Annotated in this window: 10 protein-coding genes; 8 read left to right on the forward strand and 2 right to left on the reverse strand. The window is 56.0% G+C overall.

Features of this window, described 5'->3' with window-relative positions:
* Positions 1-61 precede the first annotated feature (61 nt).
* Positions 62-1426 carry a 6-phospho-alpha-glucosidase gene (locus ACSPHG_RS05845; protein WP_435952569.1) on the reverse strand — a complete coding sequence of 455 codons (1365 nt, stop codon included), beginning with the start codon at positions 1424-1426 and terminating at the stop codon, positions 62-64.
* Between the two features lie 11 nt (positions 1427-1437).
* Positions 1438-2982, reverse strand: a complete 1545-nt coding sequence (locus tag ACSPHG_RS05850) for a PTS transporter subunit EIIC (protein ID WP_435952570.1) — start codon at positions 2980-2982, stop codon at positions 1438-1440.
* A 324-nt stretch (positions 2983-3306) separates the two neighbouring features.
* Between ACSPHG_RS05850 and ACSPHG_RS05855 the strand changes: the two genes are divergently transcribed.
* The 8 genes from ACSPHG_RS05855 to ACSPHG_RS05890 all read left to right on the forward strand — a co-directional run bounded on the left by ACSPHG_RS05855 (position 3307) and on the right by ACSPHG_RS05890 (position 17176).
* Entirely contained in the window at positions 3307-8277 is a 4971-nt protein-coding gene (locus ACSPHG_RS05855; RefSeq protein WP_435952571.1) for an alpha-2-macroglobulin family protein, read from the forward strand.
* A gap of 45 nt (positions 8278-8322) precedes the next feature.
* Positions 8323-10611 (forward strand): peptidoglycan glycosyltransferase PbpC, encoded by a 2289-nt coding sequence (gene pbpC / locus ACSPHG_RS05860; RefSeq protein WP_435955950.1) that lies wholly within the window; start codon positions 8323-8325, stop codon positions 10609-10611.
* Positions 10612-10774: 163 nt separating this feature from the next.
* Positions 10775-11206, forward strand: a complete 432-nt coding sequence (ndk, locus tag ACSPHG_RS05865; RefSeq protein WP_435952572.1) for a nucleoside-diphosphate kinase — start codon at positions 10775-10777, stop codon at positions 11204-11206.
* Between the two features lie 167 nt (positions 11207-11373).
* Positions 11374-12540 (forward strand): dual-specificity RNA methyltransferase RlmN, encoded by a 1167-nt coding sequence (gene rlmN / locus ACSPHG_RS05870; RefSeq protein ID WP_435952573.1) that lies wholly within the window; start codon positions 11374-11376, stop codon positions 12538-12540.
* A gap of 432 nt (positions 12541-12972) precedes the next feature.
* Positions 12973-13965 carry a cytoskeleton protein RodZ gene (gene rodZ, locus ACSPHG_RS05875; RefSeq protein ID WP_435952574.1) on the forward strand — a complete coding sequence of 331 codons (993 nt, stop codon included), beginning with the start codon at positions 12973-12975 and terminating at the stop codon, positions 13963-13965.
* 41 nt (positions 13966-14006) lie between these two features.
* The gene (gene ispG, locus ACSPHG_RS05880) at positions 14007-15128 is read left to right on the forward strand and encodes a flavodoxin-dependent (E)-4-hydroxy-3-methylbut-2-enyl-diphosphate synthase (protein ID WP_435952575.1); all 1122 of its coding nucleotides are present in this window, start codon (positions 14007-14009) and stop codon (positions 15126-15128) included.
* A gap of 116 nt (positions 15129-15244) precedes the next feature.
* Positions 15245-16519 (forward strand): histidine--tRNA ligase, encoded by a 1275-nt coding sequence (hisS, locus tag ACSPHG_RS05885; RefSeq protein ID WP_435952576.1) that lies wholly within the window; start codon positions 15245-15247, stop codon positions 16517-16519.
* Between the two features lie 36 nt (positions 16520-16555).
* Positions 16556-17176: a YfgM family protein gene (locus ACSPHG_RS05890; protein WP_435952577.1), complete on the forward strand. Its 621-nt coding sequence runs from the start codon at positions 16556-16558 to the stop codon at positions 17174-17176.
* The last annotated feature ends 3 nt before the right edge of the window (positions 17177-17179 follow it).

A 17179-nucleotide genomic window follows, 5' to 3' on the forward strand; every position in this document is an offset into this window, starting at 1 on the left:
CAAACCGACAAGCAACCATGTACAGGCACGCGAGGTACCTCGAATTTCCTGATAAAAAACGTTATTTCACCGCTTCACCGTCTTTCCACGCCTGCTGAAGCTGCGGCCAGTAGTCGCGGTTAGCTTCAATCATGTCATCGAGAATGGCCTTCGCATGCTGCATGGTCGGCACGGTGCGGTTTAGCGTAAATGCCTGCAACGCTTTTTCGTAGCTGCCTTCAATGGTTGCCTCCACCAGCAGCTGCTCGGAGGCCAGCTGCTGCATCAGCAGCGTCTGGTGGAAAAGGGGAACCGCGCCCATGCGCACCGGCTCCGGGCCTTCTGAGGTGATATAGGCCGGAACTTCAACCATGGCGTCATAAGGCAGGTTGGCAATAGCGCCTTTGTTTTCGACAATCACCAGGTGGCGCTGGCGTAAATCGAAGGCCAGCGAGCAGGCGACGTCGACAATAAAGGCGCCGTGTACGCCAACGTGGAACGCGTCCGGCAAAATTCCCGTTTCTTTATATTCGGCGGCCGCCGCGAACAGCTTTTTCTCACGGCCGTCCATCACTTCATTGGCGCGGGTATAGTCAGGATTCTGATGCTCCACGATGTCGTTTGGCATCAGGTAATACTGCAGATACGGGTTCGGCAGGTATTCCGGGAAATGATCCATAATCGGCTTGATGTGACGCCACGTTTTCACCCACGACGGGTCGGAGTGCTGCGGGTCAGTTTGCGCGGCGTCTTCGGTCAGCAGGCCGAATTTCGCAATGTGGCGGCGCAGCTCCGGCAGGCGGTCTTCTCCGTCCACCAGCACGCGGGTAAACCAGCCGAAATGATTCAGGCCGAAGTAGTCAACGACCAGCTGGTGGCGATCAACGCCGAGGATGGCCCCCATATTGCGCATCGCTGCAACCGGCATATCACAGATGTTCAGCACGCGAGCGTTAGGGCGCAGGCGGCGTACACCTTCTGCCACAATGGCCGCAGGGTTGGAGTAATTAACAATCCAGGCTTTCTGATGCGCGTAGCGTTCGACTAAATCGCAGAGTTCGACCATCGGTAAAATGGTGCGCAGACCGTAGGCCAGGCCGCCGGGGCCGCAGGTTTCCTGTCCGACCACGCCGTGGCGAAGCGGGATTTTTTCGTCCTGCTCGCGCATTTTGTACTGCCCGACGCGCATCTGTGCGAAGACAAAATGAGCACCGCTGAAGGCCACTTCCGGATTGGTCGTCACGGTAAACTTAATGCTTTGGCTGTGGTCGCGAATCACCTTCTCCACCACCGGCGCAATCACCGACTGGCGCTCGCCGTCGATATCGTAAAGGCGAATTTCGGCCAGCGGAAAATCCTGCAGACGAACCATCAGACTTTTAACAATGCCTGGCGTGTAGGTGCTGCCGCCGCCGGCAATGGACAAAATAAATGGGGGTTTAAACATCGTTGACTCCTTTAGAGAAACGTCTCTACCGCTTCACGCATTTTTTTGACATGCAGCCCGTAGACCACCTGAACGTTATTACCCTGCTTGATCACCCCTTTCGCGCCGGTCGATTTCAGGCGGGGTTCGTCGATAGCTGAAACATCGCGCACCGTGACCCGCAGGCGGGTGTAGCAGTTGTCGACCACTTCAATATTTGCGCGACCGCCAAGCCCGGCGACAATGGCTTCGCCCAGGCCGTCATTGCTGCCTTTGGCCTGATATTCCTGCTTGCTATAAAGTTTGGTTTCCTGGTTTTCCTCTTCGCGGCCCGGCGTTTTCATATCGAACCGGCGAATCAGGAAGCGGAACACCAGGAAGTAGATGACCGACATAATCAGCCCAACCAGGATGTACATCGGCCAGTTGGACTTATCGGTGCCGAGGGGCAGGTTGTAAAGAATGAAATCGATAATGCCGTTTGCGCCAATGGCGTGAACGCCCAGCAGGTAGAACAGCATCATGCCAAGGCCCGTCAGCACGGCATGTACCACGAACAGCAGCGGGGCGACGAACAGGAAGGAGAACTCCAGCGGCTCGGTCACGCCGACCAGCATCGAGGTCAGCGCTGCCGGGATGAGAATCGCCTTCGCCGCGGCCTTACGTTCCGGTTTCGCCATCATATACATCGCAAGCGCGGCGGCGGGCAGGCCAAACATTTTGCTGATGCCGCGAGCGTCCCACACCACGGTGCTGCTGAGCTGGTGAACGCTCGGGCAGGCCATTTCCGCGAAGTAAATATTGCGCGCGCCCTGATAAACGCTGCCGCAGACGTCCGCCGTGCCGCCCAGCTCGGTATAGAGGAAAGGCGTGTAGACCAGATGATGCAGCCCGGTGGGGACCAAAATGCGTTCAAGGAAGCCGTAAATCGCGACGCCAATTGCGCCCGCACCCTTAATTGCCAGCGCAAGCGCGCTGATGCCGTGTTGGGCAAACGGCCAAATCTCGCTCATTACTACGCCCAGTAGCATGGAAACCGGCAGCATAATTATCGCGACAAAGCAGTGGCCGGAATAAATCGCCATCGCCCCGGAAAACTGAACGCTTGAGTAGCGGTTGTAGAGGTAGCCCGAGAGCGCGCCGGTGAGAATGCCCGCGAAAACGCCCATTTCCAGCACCTGCACGCCCAACACCATGCTCTGCCCGGCGGCCCGCATTTGGTCTGCCGGCGCGAGTTCACCCTGTAGCTGCAGGGTGACGTTCATCGCGTTGATAAACACAATGAACGTGACCAGGCCAATCAGCGCCGCATAGCCTTTATCTTTGGCGGCAAGGCCGATAGGAATGCCCACGCCGAATACCAGCGCGAGGTTGGCCAGCACGGAAACGGCTGATTTCGAGATCAAAACGCCGATGTGCTGGATGGAAGGGTGGCCCAGGAAAGGGAGGTATTCCGCAAGATTGCCATTGCCCAGCACATTACCAAACGCGATAAACAAACCGACGATGGGTAAAATTAACACCGGGCCGTAGAGCGATTTTCCGAAATTTTGTAGGGCATTTACGGCTCTTTTCATTTAGCTGTCTCTTATTATCACTTTGGCTAAACACCGCGTTACGGCTGCGGAACAGGGCTGAAGGTAACAAGAAGGGTAGCTACAAATCTATCTATCTGATTGTTTTAAAAACAAATGACTCATAAGGTTACATGTAACCTTTCAGGCTGTGATCTCGCTTCCAGTTTGGCTCCGGCCCTTTCCAGAACGGGTTGCATAGTTTTCTTTCCCCTTTGCGAGACATCCCGCATCGCCTTGCTTTACCACTTTCGCTTTTCTGGTTAATCCGCATAATACTTCCACTACGTTTTGGCTTATTGGGCCTGATTGGCCAGGGATACAAATATGAGATCGGTACGTTCAGCTGGCCTTGCGGCAACGTTGCTAGCGGCTTTGGCTCTGGTGGGTTGCGATGATAAAGATAAAGCGCAGGCCGCCGCGCCTTCCCCCGCGCCGGTTGCGCAGGAAGCGTCCCAGCCTACGGCAGTAAAACCTGACGCCGGGCAGTTGGAAAAGCTGGCCAGGCAGTCTGCGGGCAAACCTTTAAAACTGCTGGATGCCTCTGAAGTGCAGTTGGATGGCGCAAGCGCGCTGGTGCTGACCTTCTCCATTCCTCTAAATCCCGATCAGGATTTCTCCCGCGTGGTGCATCTGGTGGATAAAACCAGCGGCAAGGTCGACGGCGCCTGGGAGCTGTCGCAGGATCTCAAAGAACTGCGCATGCGCCATCTTGAACCAAAGCGCAATCTTCTGCTGACCGTTGATCGCGAGCTGGCGGCGCTCAATAAAGCCACCTTTGAAATCAGCTTCGAAAAACAAATCGCTACCCGCGACATTCAGCCAAGCGTTGGCTTTGCCAGCCGTGGCTCGCTGTTGCCGACTAAAGTGGTGGCCGGGCTGCCGGTTATGGCGCTGAACGTTGATAAGGTGGATGTGAACTTCTATCGCATCAAAAACGAATCTCTCGCCGCTTTTGTCAGCCAGTGGGAATACCGAAATTCGGTTTCAAACTGGGAATCGGACAACCTGCTCAAGCTTGCCGACCTGGTGTATACGGGCCGATTCGACCTCAATCCGGAACGTAACACGCGCGAAAAAATCATGCTGCCGCTGGGCGAAGTCAAGGCGCTACAGCAGCCGGGCGTTTATCTTGCCATCATGAATGAGGCCGGGCATTACAACTACAGCAACGCCGCAACGTTATTCACCTTAAGCGACGTTGGCATCTCGCTACACCGCTATCACGATCGTCTGGACGTGTTCGCGCAAAGCCTTGAGAACGGTGCCGCCCAATCCGGCGTGGATATCACGCTGCTTAACGAGAAAGGCCAGACCGTTGCGCAGGCGAAAAGCGACGGTGACGGCCACGCGCTGCTTGAAAAAGTCAACAAAGGTGCGCTGCTGCTGGCGCGCAGCGGCGAGCAAACGACATTGCTTGATCTCAGCCGCCCGGCGCTGGACCTGGCTGAATTTGATATCGCCGGGCAGGAAGGCTACAGCAAGCAGTTCTTTATGTTTGGGCCGCGCGATCTCTATCGTCCCGGCGAAACGGTCATTCTCAACGCCCTCCTGCGCGATAGCGACGGAAAACCGCTTCCAGCGCAGCCGGTAAAGCTTGAGGTGGTGAAGCCGGACGGGCAGGTTGCCAAAACCCAGGTATGGCAGCCGGAAAACGGCCTTTATCAGTTTAGTTGGCCACTTGGCAGCGGGGTTCAAACCGGCAGCTGGCAGGTTCGCGTTAACACCGGCGACAATCAGCCGCGCAGCTGGTCGTTTAAGGTTGAAGACTTTATGCCTGAGCGCATGGCGCTCAATATCACCACCCCGGGTGAGCCAGCAAGTCCGGACGAAGCGGTAAGCTTCCAGGTAAACGGCCGCTATCTCTACGGCGCGCCTGCGGCAGGTAACAGCCTGCAGGGCCAGCTCTTCCTGCGCCCATTCCGCGAAGCCGTTGCGGCGCTGCCGGGCTTCCAGTTTGGCGATATCAACGAAGAGAATCTTTCCCGCAGCCTGGACGAGGTGCAGCTACAGCTTGATGAACAGGGTGACACCACCGTAAGCACCGACAGCCAGTGGAGCGACGTACGCTCGCCGCTGCGCATCGTGCTGCAGGCCAGCCTGCTGGAGTCCGGAGGCCGTCCTGTTACCCGTCGCGCCGAACAGGCTATCTGGCCCGCTGATGCGTTACCGGGAATTCGCCCACAGTTCGCCAGCAAAGACGTTTATGATTATCGCACCGACACCACGCGCACCCAGCCTATTGTGGATGAAGACAGCAACGCTGGTTTCGACGTTGTGTACGTCAATGCCAAGGGTGAAAGGCTCGCCATATCAGGTTTGGACGTTCGCCTTATTCGCGAGCGCCGCGACTACTACTGGAACTGGGAAGACGGGCAGGGCTGGCAGTCCCAGTACGATCAGAAAGATCTTGTGGAAGCTGAACAGAAGCTTGACCTCGCCGCGGGTGAGACGGGCAAGGTTGCCTTCCCGGTTGAATGGGGCTCTTATCGTCTTGAAGTGCGTGCGCCGGAAAGCAACACCGTCAGCAGCGTACGTTTCTGGGCTGGCTATAGCTGGCAGGACAATAGCGATGGTACGGGGGCCGTTCGTCCCGACCGCGTTACGCTAAAAATCGATAAGCCCAGCTACAAACCGGGTGACACGATCAAGCTGCATATCGCCGCGCCTGCGGCAGGTAAAGGCTACGCCATGGTTGAATCCAGCGACGGCCCGCTGTGGTGGAAAGAAATTGACGTGCCTGCGGAAGGGTTGGATATCGCTATCCCCGTCGACAAAAGCTGGCAGCGTCACGATCTCTATCTGAGTACGCTGGTGGTGCGCCCAGGCGATAAAAACCGTGCAGCTACGCCTAAGCGCGCGGTCGGTATTCTGCATCTCCCGCTTGGTGATGAAGGTCGCCGCCTCGATATCACGTTGGATGGTCCGGCCAAAATGCGGCCAAACCAGAATCTGACGATGAAGGTGAAAGCGAACGCGAAGAACGGCGAGTTGCCTAAGCAAATCAACGTGCTTCTTTCTGCCGTTGACAGCGGCGTGCTAAACATCACCGACTACAAAACCCCCGATCCATGGGAAGCGTTCTTCGGTCGTAAGCGTTACGGTGCCGATCTCTACGACATTTACGGGCAGGTCATCGAAGGGGAAGGAAAGCTTGCCGCCCTGCGTTTTGGTGGCGATGGCGATGAGGGCGACGAGCTGAGCCGTGGCGGTAAAAAACCGGTAACCCACGTCACTATCATCGCCCAGCAGGCGCAGCCGGTACTGTTGAATGATAAGGGAGAGGGCACTGTTACCCTACCTATCGGCGACTTTAACGGTGAACTACGGGTGATGGCCCAGGCGTGGACGGACGATCGCTTCGGCAACAGTGAAGATAAAGTGATCGTCGCAGCACCGTTAGTTACCGAACTGGCGGCTCCTCGCTTTATGGCAAGCGGCGACAATAGCCGACTGGCGCTGGATCTGACTAACCTGACCGAGCAACCCCAGCAGCTCACCGTTAACCTTAAAACCAGCGGATTGCTTTCGCTGGATGCCTCAACCTCGCTGCCGGTGAAGCTGGCACCGGGGGCACGCTCGACGTTATTTATTCCTGTTCGCGCACTGGAAGGCTTCGGTGATGGGGAACTGAGTGCCGAAATCACCGGGCTTAACCTGCCGGGCGAAACCGTAACTCCGCAGATAAAACAGTGGAAAATCGGTGTGCGTCCAGCCTTCCCGGCGCAGACGGTTAACAGCGGAGCGGTGCTGACCCCAGGTGAAGTCTGGCCTGTTCCTGCGGAGCATCTTTCAGGGCTTGCGCCGAAAACGCTGGAAGGGCAACTGCTGCTAAGCGGACGCCCGCCGCTGAACCTTGCGCGCTATATCCGTGAGCTAAAAGCCTACCCGTACGGCTGCCTTGAGCAGACGACGAGCGGCCTGTTCCCATCGCTCTACACCAACAAAGCTCAGCTAAGCGCTTTGGGCATTACCGGCACCAGCGATGAAGAACGCCGTGCGGCGATCGATTTGGGGATTTCGCGCCTGCTTGAAATGCAGCGCGAAAACGGCGGCTTCGGGCTGTGGGATAAAGAAGGGCCGGAAGAGTACTGGCTTACCGCCTATGTAACCGACTTCCTGACGCGTGCCAGCGAGCAGGGTTACAGCGTGAACACCGATGCGCTGAACAACGCCAATCAGCGCCTGCTGCGCTATTTGCAGGACCCCGGCTTAATCTCGCTGCGTTATAGCGACGACGCGGCGGCCAGCAAGTTTGCCGTGCAGGCGTATGCAGGCCTCGTGCTGGCTCGTCAGCAGAAAGCGCCACTGGGGGCACTGCGCGAGCTGTGGCAGCGTCATGGAACGGCGAAAGCCGGTCTGCCGCTGGTTCAACTGGGCGTAGCCCTGAAGCTTATGGGTGACACTCCGCGTAGCCAGCAGGCTTTGACTGACGGTTTGAACACGCAGCGCAGCGATCGCAATATCTGGATGGCCGACTACGGCAGTACTCTGCGTGATAAAGCAATGATGCTAAGTCTGCTGGAGGAAAATAAACTTCTGCCGGACCAGCAAAACAAACTGCTGCTCGAACTTTCCGACCTCGCTTACAGCCAGCGCTGGTTATCCACTCAGGAAAGCAACGCGCTCTTCCTGGCGGGGCGCAACTGGCTGACGGCAAAAGGTGACTGGCAGGCTCAAACGTCGTTAAGCGCTGAACCGATGAGCGCAGAGAAAGGCGTAACCAGCAATCTGTCCTCTGACCAACTGTCCGCGCTGCAGGTGACCAATACCGGGGCGTCCAACCTCTATCTGCGTCTTGATAGCGTGGGCTATCCGCAAATGGCGCCAGCGCCTTACAGCAACGTGCTGCATATTGAGCGTCACTTCCTTGACGCCGAGGGTAAAAGCAAGCCGGTCTCAGCGCTGAAAAGCGGGGAACTGGTTATGGTCTGGCTGGACGTTTGGGCAGATAAAAACGTGCCGGATGCGCTGGTGGTCGATCTCCTGCCCGCCGGGCTTGAGCTGGAAAATCAGAATCTGTCGAACAGCAGCGCGAGCCTTGCGGACAGCAGTAGCGAGGTTCAGGGCCTGCTCAACCAGATGCAGCAGGCGGATATTCAGCATCTGGAGTTCCGAGACGATCGCTTTGTTGCCGCGCTGCCGCTAAGCCAGGGGCAGCACGCTACGCTTGTGTATCTAGCCCGTGCCGTGACACCTGGTAGCTATACCGTGCCGGTTCCGCAGGTGGAATCTATGTACGTGCCGCAGTGGCGCGCAACGGGCGCGAGTACCGGCATTCTCACCGTTTTGCCGTAGGTCGGTGATGAATTGAGAAAGCCGTTGCGCTGGCATCGCCGCTATCTGCTTGCGGTGGTGCCATTCTTATTCATTCTGGCAGCATGGCTGGCCGACAGGTGCTGGCCGCTACCGCTGAGCGAAGCGCATCCCGCGCGGGTTGTCGTGGCTGCCGATGGTACGCCGCTTTGGCGCTTTGCTGATGAAAACGGTATCTGGCGCTATCCGGTGACGATTGGCGAGGTTTCGCCGCGTTACCTTGAAGCGCTGATCGGCTACGAAGACAGATATTTCTGGGATCATCCGGGAATCAACCCCTTTGCCATAGTTCGCGCCGCCTGGCAGGATCTCAGCAGCGGCGAGGTAATATCTGGCGGAAGCACGCTGACTATGCAGGTAGCTCGTCTGCTCGATCCGCATCCCCGGACATTCGGCGGTAAAGCTCGTCAGGTCTGGCGGGCGATGCAGCTGGAATGGCACCTTTCTAAAGAGCAAATACTCACCCTCTATCTTAACCGTGCACCTTTTGGCGGCACTTTGCAGGGCGTTGGGGCGGCGAGCTGGGCTTATCTGGGCAAGTCCCCTGAACATCTGACCCGGTCAGATGCGGCGCTGCTGGCCGTATTGCCACAGGCTCCTAGCCGCCTACGGCCTGACCGCTGGCCGCAAAGGGCAGAAGCCGCGCGTAACAAAGTTCTCAGGCGTATGGCAGAGCAGGGCGTATGGACAAACCAGCAGGTCAACGAATCGCTTGAGGAACCCGTGTGGCTTGCGCCACGTCAAATGCCTCAGCTCGCGCCGCTGTTTTCGCGTTATCTGGCGAGCCGTACCCGCGAACACAAGATCCCCTCCACCCTGGATGCTTCCGTGCAGCGGCAGCTTGAAGAGATGGCGATGAACTGGAAGGGGCAACTGCCGCAGCGCTCGTCGATGGCTCTGCTGGTCGTCGACCACACGACTATGCAGGTGCGCGGCTGGGTGGGGTCGGCCGATATCAATGACGATACACGTTTTGGTCACGTCGATATGGTGACGGCCATACGCTCGCCTGGCTCGGTACTTAAGCCCTTTATCTACGGCATGGCGCTCGACGACGGGCTGATCCATCCCTCATCGCTTTTACAGGACGTTCCCCGAAGGTTTGGCGACTACAGGCCGGGCAATTTCGACACCGGCTTTCATGGCCCGGTGAGCATGAGCGAAGCCCTGGTGCGTTCTCTGAATCTGCCGGCGGTACAGGTGCTTGAGGCCTATGGGCCAAAACGCTTTGCGGCGCAGCTGCGCAACGTGGGGCTCGATCTGCGTTTTCCTGCCGGGAGTGAACCGAATCTTTCGCTGATCCTTGGCGGCGGCGGAGCCCGGCTTGATCAGATCGTTGCGGCCTATAGCGCCTTTGCACGCCATGGGAAGGCCGCTCGGCTGCGTATTCAACCGGAAGACCCACTGGTAGAAAGGTCGCTGCTATCGCCCGGATCGGCATGGATTATTCGCCGCATTCTTGCGGGAGAGGCGTTGCCAGAGCCGGATTCCTCTCTGCCTGCCGTCGTGCCGCTGGCGTGGAAAACGGGTACCAGCTACGGCTATCGCGACGCGTGGGCTATCGGTATCAGCTCCCGCTATCTCATTGGCGTATGGACAGGTCGACCGGACAGCACGCCGGTCGCCGGGCAGTTTGGCCTGGGCAGCGCGGTGCCGCTTTTAAACCAGGTAAACAACCTTCTGCAAGCCAGCTCGGGCGTGCAGCAGGTGCGTTTACCCACCGATCCGCGCCCGGAGTCGGTCTCAATGGGTGAAGTCTGCTGGCCCGGTGGGCAAAATCTCCCCGCCGGGGACGGTAACTGCAGGCGCAGGTTATCCAGCTGGCTGCTGGATAAGAGTGAGCCGCCGACGCTACAGGCTCCCGGTCAGGAAAGCGTTCAGGGGATTCGGCAGGTTATCTGGCTCGATAGCTCCGGACATCGCGTTGCGGCGGACTGCCCGGACGCAAAAGAGCAGGCTCTAGCGCTCTGGCCGCTGCCGCTTGAGCCGTGGCTGGCATCCGCAGAGCGGCGGGCTGCTCGTTTGCCGCCAATTTCGCAGGCGTGTCCTCCTATCCAGAAAGATGAGGTTACGCCTTTATTGTTGTTAGGCGTGCGTGAGGGGGCTATTTTAAAACGCCTGCCGGGGCAGGCTCAGCTTCCGTTGCGTCTATCAAGCCAGGGCGGGCAAGGAGAGCGCTGGTGGTTTTTGAACGGTGAGCCGGTTGGAGACCATAGCTCCGGCGTGGCAATGAGCCTGGATAAACCCGGTCCGTATCAGGTGCTGGTGCTGGACGAAGCGGGGCAGGTTGCTACCGCGAGCTTTATGCTGCGCTAAGAAAACGCGGCTTTTCCGCGACCTGAGTTAAATGTGTTGCCGAAATTAATCTTATTTTAAAAAAATGTTATCTCCATCCATAGGCAACGCGGCAGTTGCTCATTATAATCTGCGCCAATTCATAACCGGGCATCCGGCAAACAGAACAAACACAGAGGTAATCATGGCTATTGAACGTACTTTTTCCATCATCAAACCAAACGCGGTGGCAAAAAACGTTATTGGTAACATTTATGCTCGTTTTGAATCAGCAGGGTTTAAAATTGTTGGCGCTAAAATGCTGCACCTGACTTCTGAGCAGGCACAGGGTTTCTACGCTGAACACGAAGGCAAACCTTTCTTCGATGGTCTGGTAGCGTTCATGACCTCTGGCCCAATCGTGGTTAGCGTGCTGGAAGGCGAAAACGCGGTTCAGCGTCATCGTGATATCCTGGGCGCAACTAACCCAGCTAACGCTCTGGCCGGTACCCTGCGCGCGGACTACGCTGACAGCTTCACTGAGAACGGCACCCACGGTTCCGATTCTTTAGAATCTGCAGCTCGCGAAATCGCTTACTTCTTCGCTGAAGGCGAAGTGTGCCCGCGCACTCGCTAAACCTGTTAAGCGACTTTTACATTTAATTCACGTTAGGTCGCTTTCAGTCATGGCATACGTGCCATAGAATTTGTACAATACTGCGCCCCGGATGAGCCAACTCTCCGGGGCGTATCTTTTTAACCCTCCTGGGGCCGTAACGTGTAACAACGAGGCCGGAAAAAATTATGTCTGAGCAAATAGTCACTTCCGAGACGCCAGCCGCTGTCGTTTCTGGTAAATCTGAAAAAATTAATCTGTTGGATCTTAACCGTCAGCAACTACGCGAGTTTTTCGCCGAAATGGGTGAAAAACCGTTCCGTGCCGATCAGGTCATGAAATGGATGTATCACTATTGCAGTGATGACTTCGACGAGATGACCGACATCAACAAGGTGCTGCGTAACAAGCTCAAAGAAGTCGCTGAGATCCGCGCACCGGAAGTTGCAGAAGAGCAGCGTTCTGCAGACGGCACTATCAAATGGGCGATTAAGATTGCCGATCAGCTTGTGGAAACCGTGTATATCCCGGAAGAAGATCGCGCCACGCTGTGCGTTTCATCCCAGGTTGGCTGTGCGCTGGAATGTAAATTCTGCTCAACCGCTCAGCAGGGCTTTAACCGCAACCTGCGCGTGTCTGAAATCATTGGCCAGGTCTGGCGTGCGGCGAAAATCATCGGCGCACAGAAGAAAACCGGCGTGCGTCCTATCACCAACGTGGTGATGATGGGCATGGGTGAGCCGCTGCTCAACCTTAATAACGTGGTTCCGGCAATGGAAATCATGCTCGACGATTTCGGCTTTGGGCTTTCCAAACGTCGCGTTACGCTGTCTACCTCAGGCGTTGTGCCTGCGCTCGACAAGCTGGGCGATATGATCGACGTGGCGCTAGCCATTTCCCTGCATGCTCCGACCGACGATATTCGCGACGAGATCATGCCGATCAACAAAAAGTACAACATCGAAACCTTCCTGGCCGCCGTGCGTCGCTATCTGGAGAAATCCAACGCCAACCAGGGTCGCGTAACGGTTGAGTATGTTCTGTTGGATCACGTCAATGACGGGACAGAGCATGCGCATCAGCTGGCCGAATGCCTTAAAGATACGCCATGTAAGATCAACCTGATCCCATGGAACCCGTTCCCGGGCGCGCCTTATGGCCGCAGCTCGAACAGCCGCATTGACCGTTTCTCAAAAGTTCTGATGAGCTACGGCTTTACCACCATCGTGCGTAAAACGCGTGGTGATGATATCGATGCCGCCTGTGGTCAGCTAGCGGGTGAAGTTATCGACCGCACCAAGCGTACGATGCGTAAACGTATGCAGGGTGAACCTATCGCTGTAAAAGCAGTCTGATAAGCAACTTTGTGCAGCTAAGCAGGGTGAATGCACCCTGTTTAGTACAAAAAACGGGCAAATCATAACCCTCCATGAACTCGGTCCCGTACCAGTTCATCCTGGTCAATAATTACGGTGCGTTTCTTTGCGCTTTAAGGCAGTATGTAGCCGCACAACAACAGTTTAGCCGTAGGTTTTTGAGCAGGTATCTGGCGACGTTAGCTGACAGCATTTCCAAATGCAGTCTATGGTTAACAGACCGCCAGAAGAGTTGCCCGATAGCACGGTGTATTTACGTGATTTGCGTAACCTACGCTGGATGTTTTGCTGAAGGATTACCCTTCAGGTGTCAGATGAGTTTCGCGGTACGAGTGAGCGTAGCGCAGCGGAAATGTTGCGATACAGAGCTCGTGCCTATTCCTTAATGAACAGTCCCAGCAGTTGTAGCTAATGAATACTGAAGCCACTCACGAAACAAATGCAGCACAAACCACGGGCGAACGTCTGCGTAACGCGCGTGAACAACTCGGTCTCAGCCAACAAGCCGTGGCAGAACGGTTATGTCTGAAGGTTTCTACCGTTCGGGATATCGAAGACGACAAAGCGCCTGCAGAACTGGCGTCGACTTTCCTGCGTGGTTACATCCGCTCGTATGCCCGTCTGGTGCATATTCCTGAAGAAGAGCTGCTGCCAATGATGGAGAAGCAAGCTCCGGTCAGGGCGGCAAAAGTGGCACCGATGCAGAGTTTTTCATTGGGCAAGCGTCGCAAAAAACGTGACGGCTGGTTAATGAGCTTCACTTGGCTGATTCTGTTCGTTGTGGTGGGGCTGACCGGCGCGTGGTGGTGGCAAAATCACAAAGCGCAGCAGGAAGAAATTTCCACCATGGCAGACCAGTCTTCGGCTGAGCTTTCTGCGGGTAACAACGCACAGTCCGTTCCATTGAATACCGGTGCTGATACCTCATCAGCACCAGACACTACCACTGAACCCGCACCAGTACAGGAATCTCAGCCCGCTCCGGCAGATACCACTGCACAAAATGCCGCACCGCAAAGCACGCCTGCTGATAATTCAGCCGTCGTTTCGCCAAGCCAGGCTCCGGTTGATAATGCACAAACTGTAACAACGCCTGCTCCAGACGCTGCGGCAACGCTGCCAACTGACCAGGCGGGCGTTACCGCGCCTGCCGCCGATGCAAATGCGCTGGTGATGAATTTCACGGCGGACTGCTGGCTGGAAGTCTCCGACGCTACCGGGAAAAAACTGTTCAGCGGGATGCAGAACAAAGGTGGCAATTTGAATTTAGCCGGACAGGCACCGTATAAGCTTAAAATCGGCGCTCCGGCAGCAGTACAAATTCAGTTCCAGGGTAAACCTGTCGATTTAAGTCGCTTTATCAGAACTAACCAGGTTGCGCGATTGACGGTGAATGCTGAATAATCAGCAAATCACTGAATTATAAGCAATCATGGAGATTTTATATGAATCACGCAGCACCTATTCAGCGTAGAAAATCTACACGGATCTACGTCGGGGATGTGCCAATCGGCGATGGGGCTCCTATCGCCGTTCAGTCCATGACTAACACCCGTACAACGGATGTCGAAGCCACGGTCAACCAGATTAAAGCGTTAGAAAGAGTCGGAGCGGACATCGTTCGCGTTTCAGTCCCAACGATGGACGCCGCCGAGGCCTTTAAGCTTATCAAACAGCAGACCAATATCCCGCTGGTCGCCGATATCCATTTTGACTATCGCATCGCCCTCAAAGTCGCTGAATACGGCGTTGACTGCCTGCGCATCAATCCTGGCAATATCGGGAGCGAAGAGCGTATCCGTCAGGTTGTTGACTGCGCGCGAGATAAAAATATCCCGATCCGCATCGGGGTAAACGCCGGATCGTTAGAAAAAGATCTGCAGGAAAAATACGGTGAGCCAACGCCGCAGGCGCTGCTGGAATCGGCAATGCGGCATGTTGATCATCTGGATCGCCTGAACTTTACCCAGTTTAAGGTCAGCGTCAAAGCCTCCGATGTGTTCCTGGCCGTTGAGTCTTATCGCCTGCTCGCGAAGCAAATCGATCAGCCGCTGCATCTGGGGATCACTGAAGCAGGCGGCCTGCGCGCCGGTTCCGTTAAGTCGGCGATCGGTCTTGGCCTGCTGCTGTCTGAAGGCATCGGCGATACCCTGCGCGTCTCGCTTGCGGCCGATCCTGTCGAAGAGATCAAAGTCGGTTTCGATATCCTGAAATCACTGCGTATTCGTTCTCGCGGCATCAACTTTATTGCCTGCCCAACCTGTTCGCGTCAGGAGTTTGACGTTATCGGCACCGTCAATGCGCTTGAGCAGCGTCTTGAAGATATCATCACGCCGATGGATGTTTCCATTATCGGCTGCGTGGTGAACGGGCCTGGCGAAGCGCTGGTCTCCACGCTTGGCGTGACGGGCGGTAACAAAAAAAGCGGCTTTTACGAAGACGGCGTGCGTCAAAAAGAGCGTATGGACAACGACAACATGATTGCTCAGCTCGAAGCGCGTATCCGCGCGAAGGCCAGCATGCTTGATGAAACGCAGCGTATTAGCGTCCAGCAGTTGGAAAAATAGTGCGAAACATGGGAAGCACAGGGCTTCCCGTGTATGATTGAACCCGCCGGGCTTTTTGCAACCGCGAAAAGCCTGATTTCGGGTTCATTTTTTGTATAAAACGACAGAGAACAAACGTGGCAAAAAACATTCAAGCCATTCGCGGCATGAACGATTACCTGCCGGGCGAAACCGCCATCTGGCAGCGCATTGAAGGCATTCTTAAACAGGTGCTCGGCAGCTACGGTTATAGCGAGATCCGTTTGCCGATTGTAGAGCAGACCCCGTTATTCAAACGCGCCATCGGTGAAGTTACCGACGTGGTTGAAAAAGAGATGTATACCTTTGAGGACCGTAATGGCGACAGTCTGACGCTGCGTCCTGAAGGCACCGCGGGCTGCGTGCGTGCCGGTATCGAACATGGTCTTCTGTACAATCAGGAACAGCGCTTGTGGTACATCGGGCCGATGTTCCGCCACGAGCGTCCGCAAAAAGGGCGCTATCGCCAGTTCAACCAGCTGGGTGTGGAAGTCTTCGGTCTGCAAGGGCCGGATATCGATGCTGAACTGATCATGCTGACCGCTCGCTGGTGGCGTGCGCTGGGCATCGATAAACACGTAAGCCTTGAGCTGAACTCTATCGGTTCCCTTGAAGCGCGCGCAAAATACCGCGAAGCGCTGGTGGCTTACCTGGAGCAGTTTAAAGACAAGCTGGATGAAGACAGCCAGCGTCGCATGTACAGCAACCCGCTGCGCGTGCTGGATTCCAAGAATCCTGATGTCCAGGCGCTGTTGGATAACGCTCCGGCGTTAGGCGACTATCTGGACGACGATTCCCGCGAGCATTTCGCTGGCCTGTGCCAGTATCTGGACGCCGCCGGTATTGCCTATACCGTGAATCAGCGTCTGGTTCGTGGCCTCGATTATTACAACCGCACGGTGTTCGAGTGGGTGACCAGCAGTCTTGGTTCTCAGGGAACGGTGTGTGCGGGCGGGCGTTACGATGGTCTGGTAGAGCAACTCGGTGGTCGCGCAGCGCCTGCCGTTGGTTTTGCTATGGGCCTTGAACGTCTTGTTTTACTGGTTCAGGCGATTAATCCTGAATTTAAAGCAGAATCTGTTGTCGATATTTACCTGATATCGTCAGGACAAGGAACGCAGGCGGCGGCAATGCTGCTGGCTGAACAGCTGCGTGACCAGGTCCCGGCATTGAAGCTAATGACCAACTACGGCGGTGGCAACTTCAAAAAGCAGTTCACTCGTGCAGACAAGTGGGGCGCAAGCTTTGCTCTGGTACTGGGCGAAGATGAAGTGGCGAAGGGCCAGGTTGTCGTGAAGGATTTGCGCACAGGTGAGCAGCAAACCGTGGAGCAACAGAACACGGGCGCGCATCTGCAGGCGCTACTGGGCTAAATTTCCCAGGGATTAATCGTTAAGGAGAAGGACTGCGTGGAAGTTTACGAGAACGAAAACGATCAGGTTGAAGCGGTAAAACGCTTCTTCGCCGAGAACGGCAAGGCGCTGGTAGTGGGTGTTGTGCTGGGTATCGGGGCGCTGGTCGGCTGGCGTTACTGGAACAGCCATCAGGCTGAATCTGCGATGGCATCTTCACTGGAATACCAGAATGTGACCAGTGCAGTCCGTGCTGACCAGCCCGCTACGCTTAGCGCCGCAGAGAAATTTGCCGCTGAAACCAAAAATACCTACGGCGCGCTGGCTTCTCTGGAACTGGCTCAAAAATACGTAGATAACAACGACCTTGCTAAAGCTGCCGCGCAGCTGGAGCAGGGACTTGCTAACACTAGCGATGAAAACCTGCAGGCGCTGATCAACATGCGTCTGGCGCGTATCCAGGTACAACAAAAACAAGCCGATGCTGCGCTAAAAACCCTCGATAGCATTAAGGGTGAAGGCTGGGTTGCGATTGTGGCTGATTTGCGCGGTGAAGCGCTGCTCAGCAAAGGGGATAAGCAAGGTGCACGCGACGCGTGGAGCAAAGGTGCTCAGACCGATGCTTCTCCAGCACTGCGCGAAATGATGCAGATGAAAATCAATAATTTGTCCAGCTAAGAG

Source organism: Dryocola baronae (assembly GCF_051297175.1).
Taxonomy (GTDB): Bacteria; Pseudomonadota; Gammaproteobacteria; order Enterobacterales; family Enterobacteriaceae; genus Dryocola.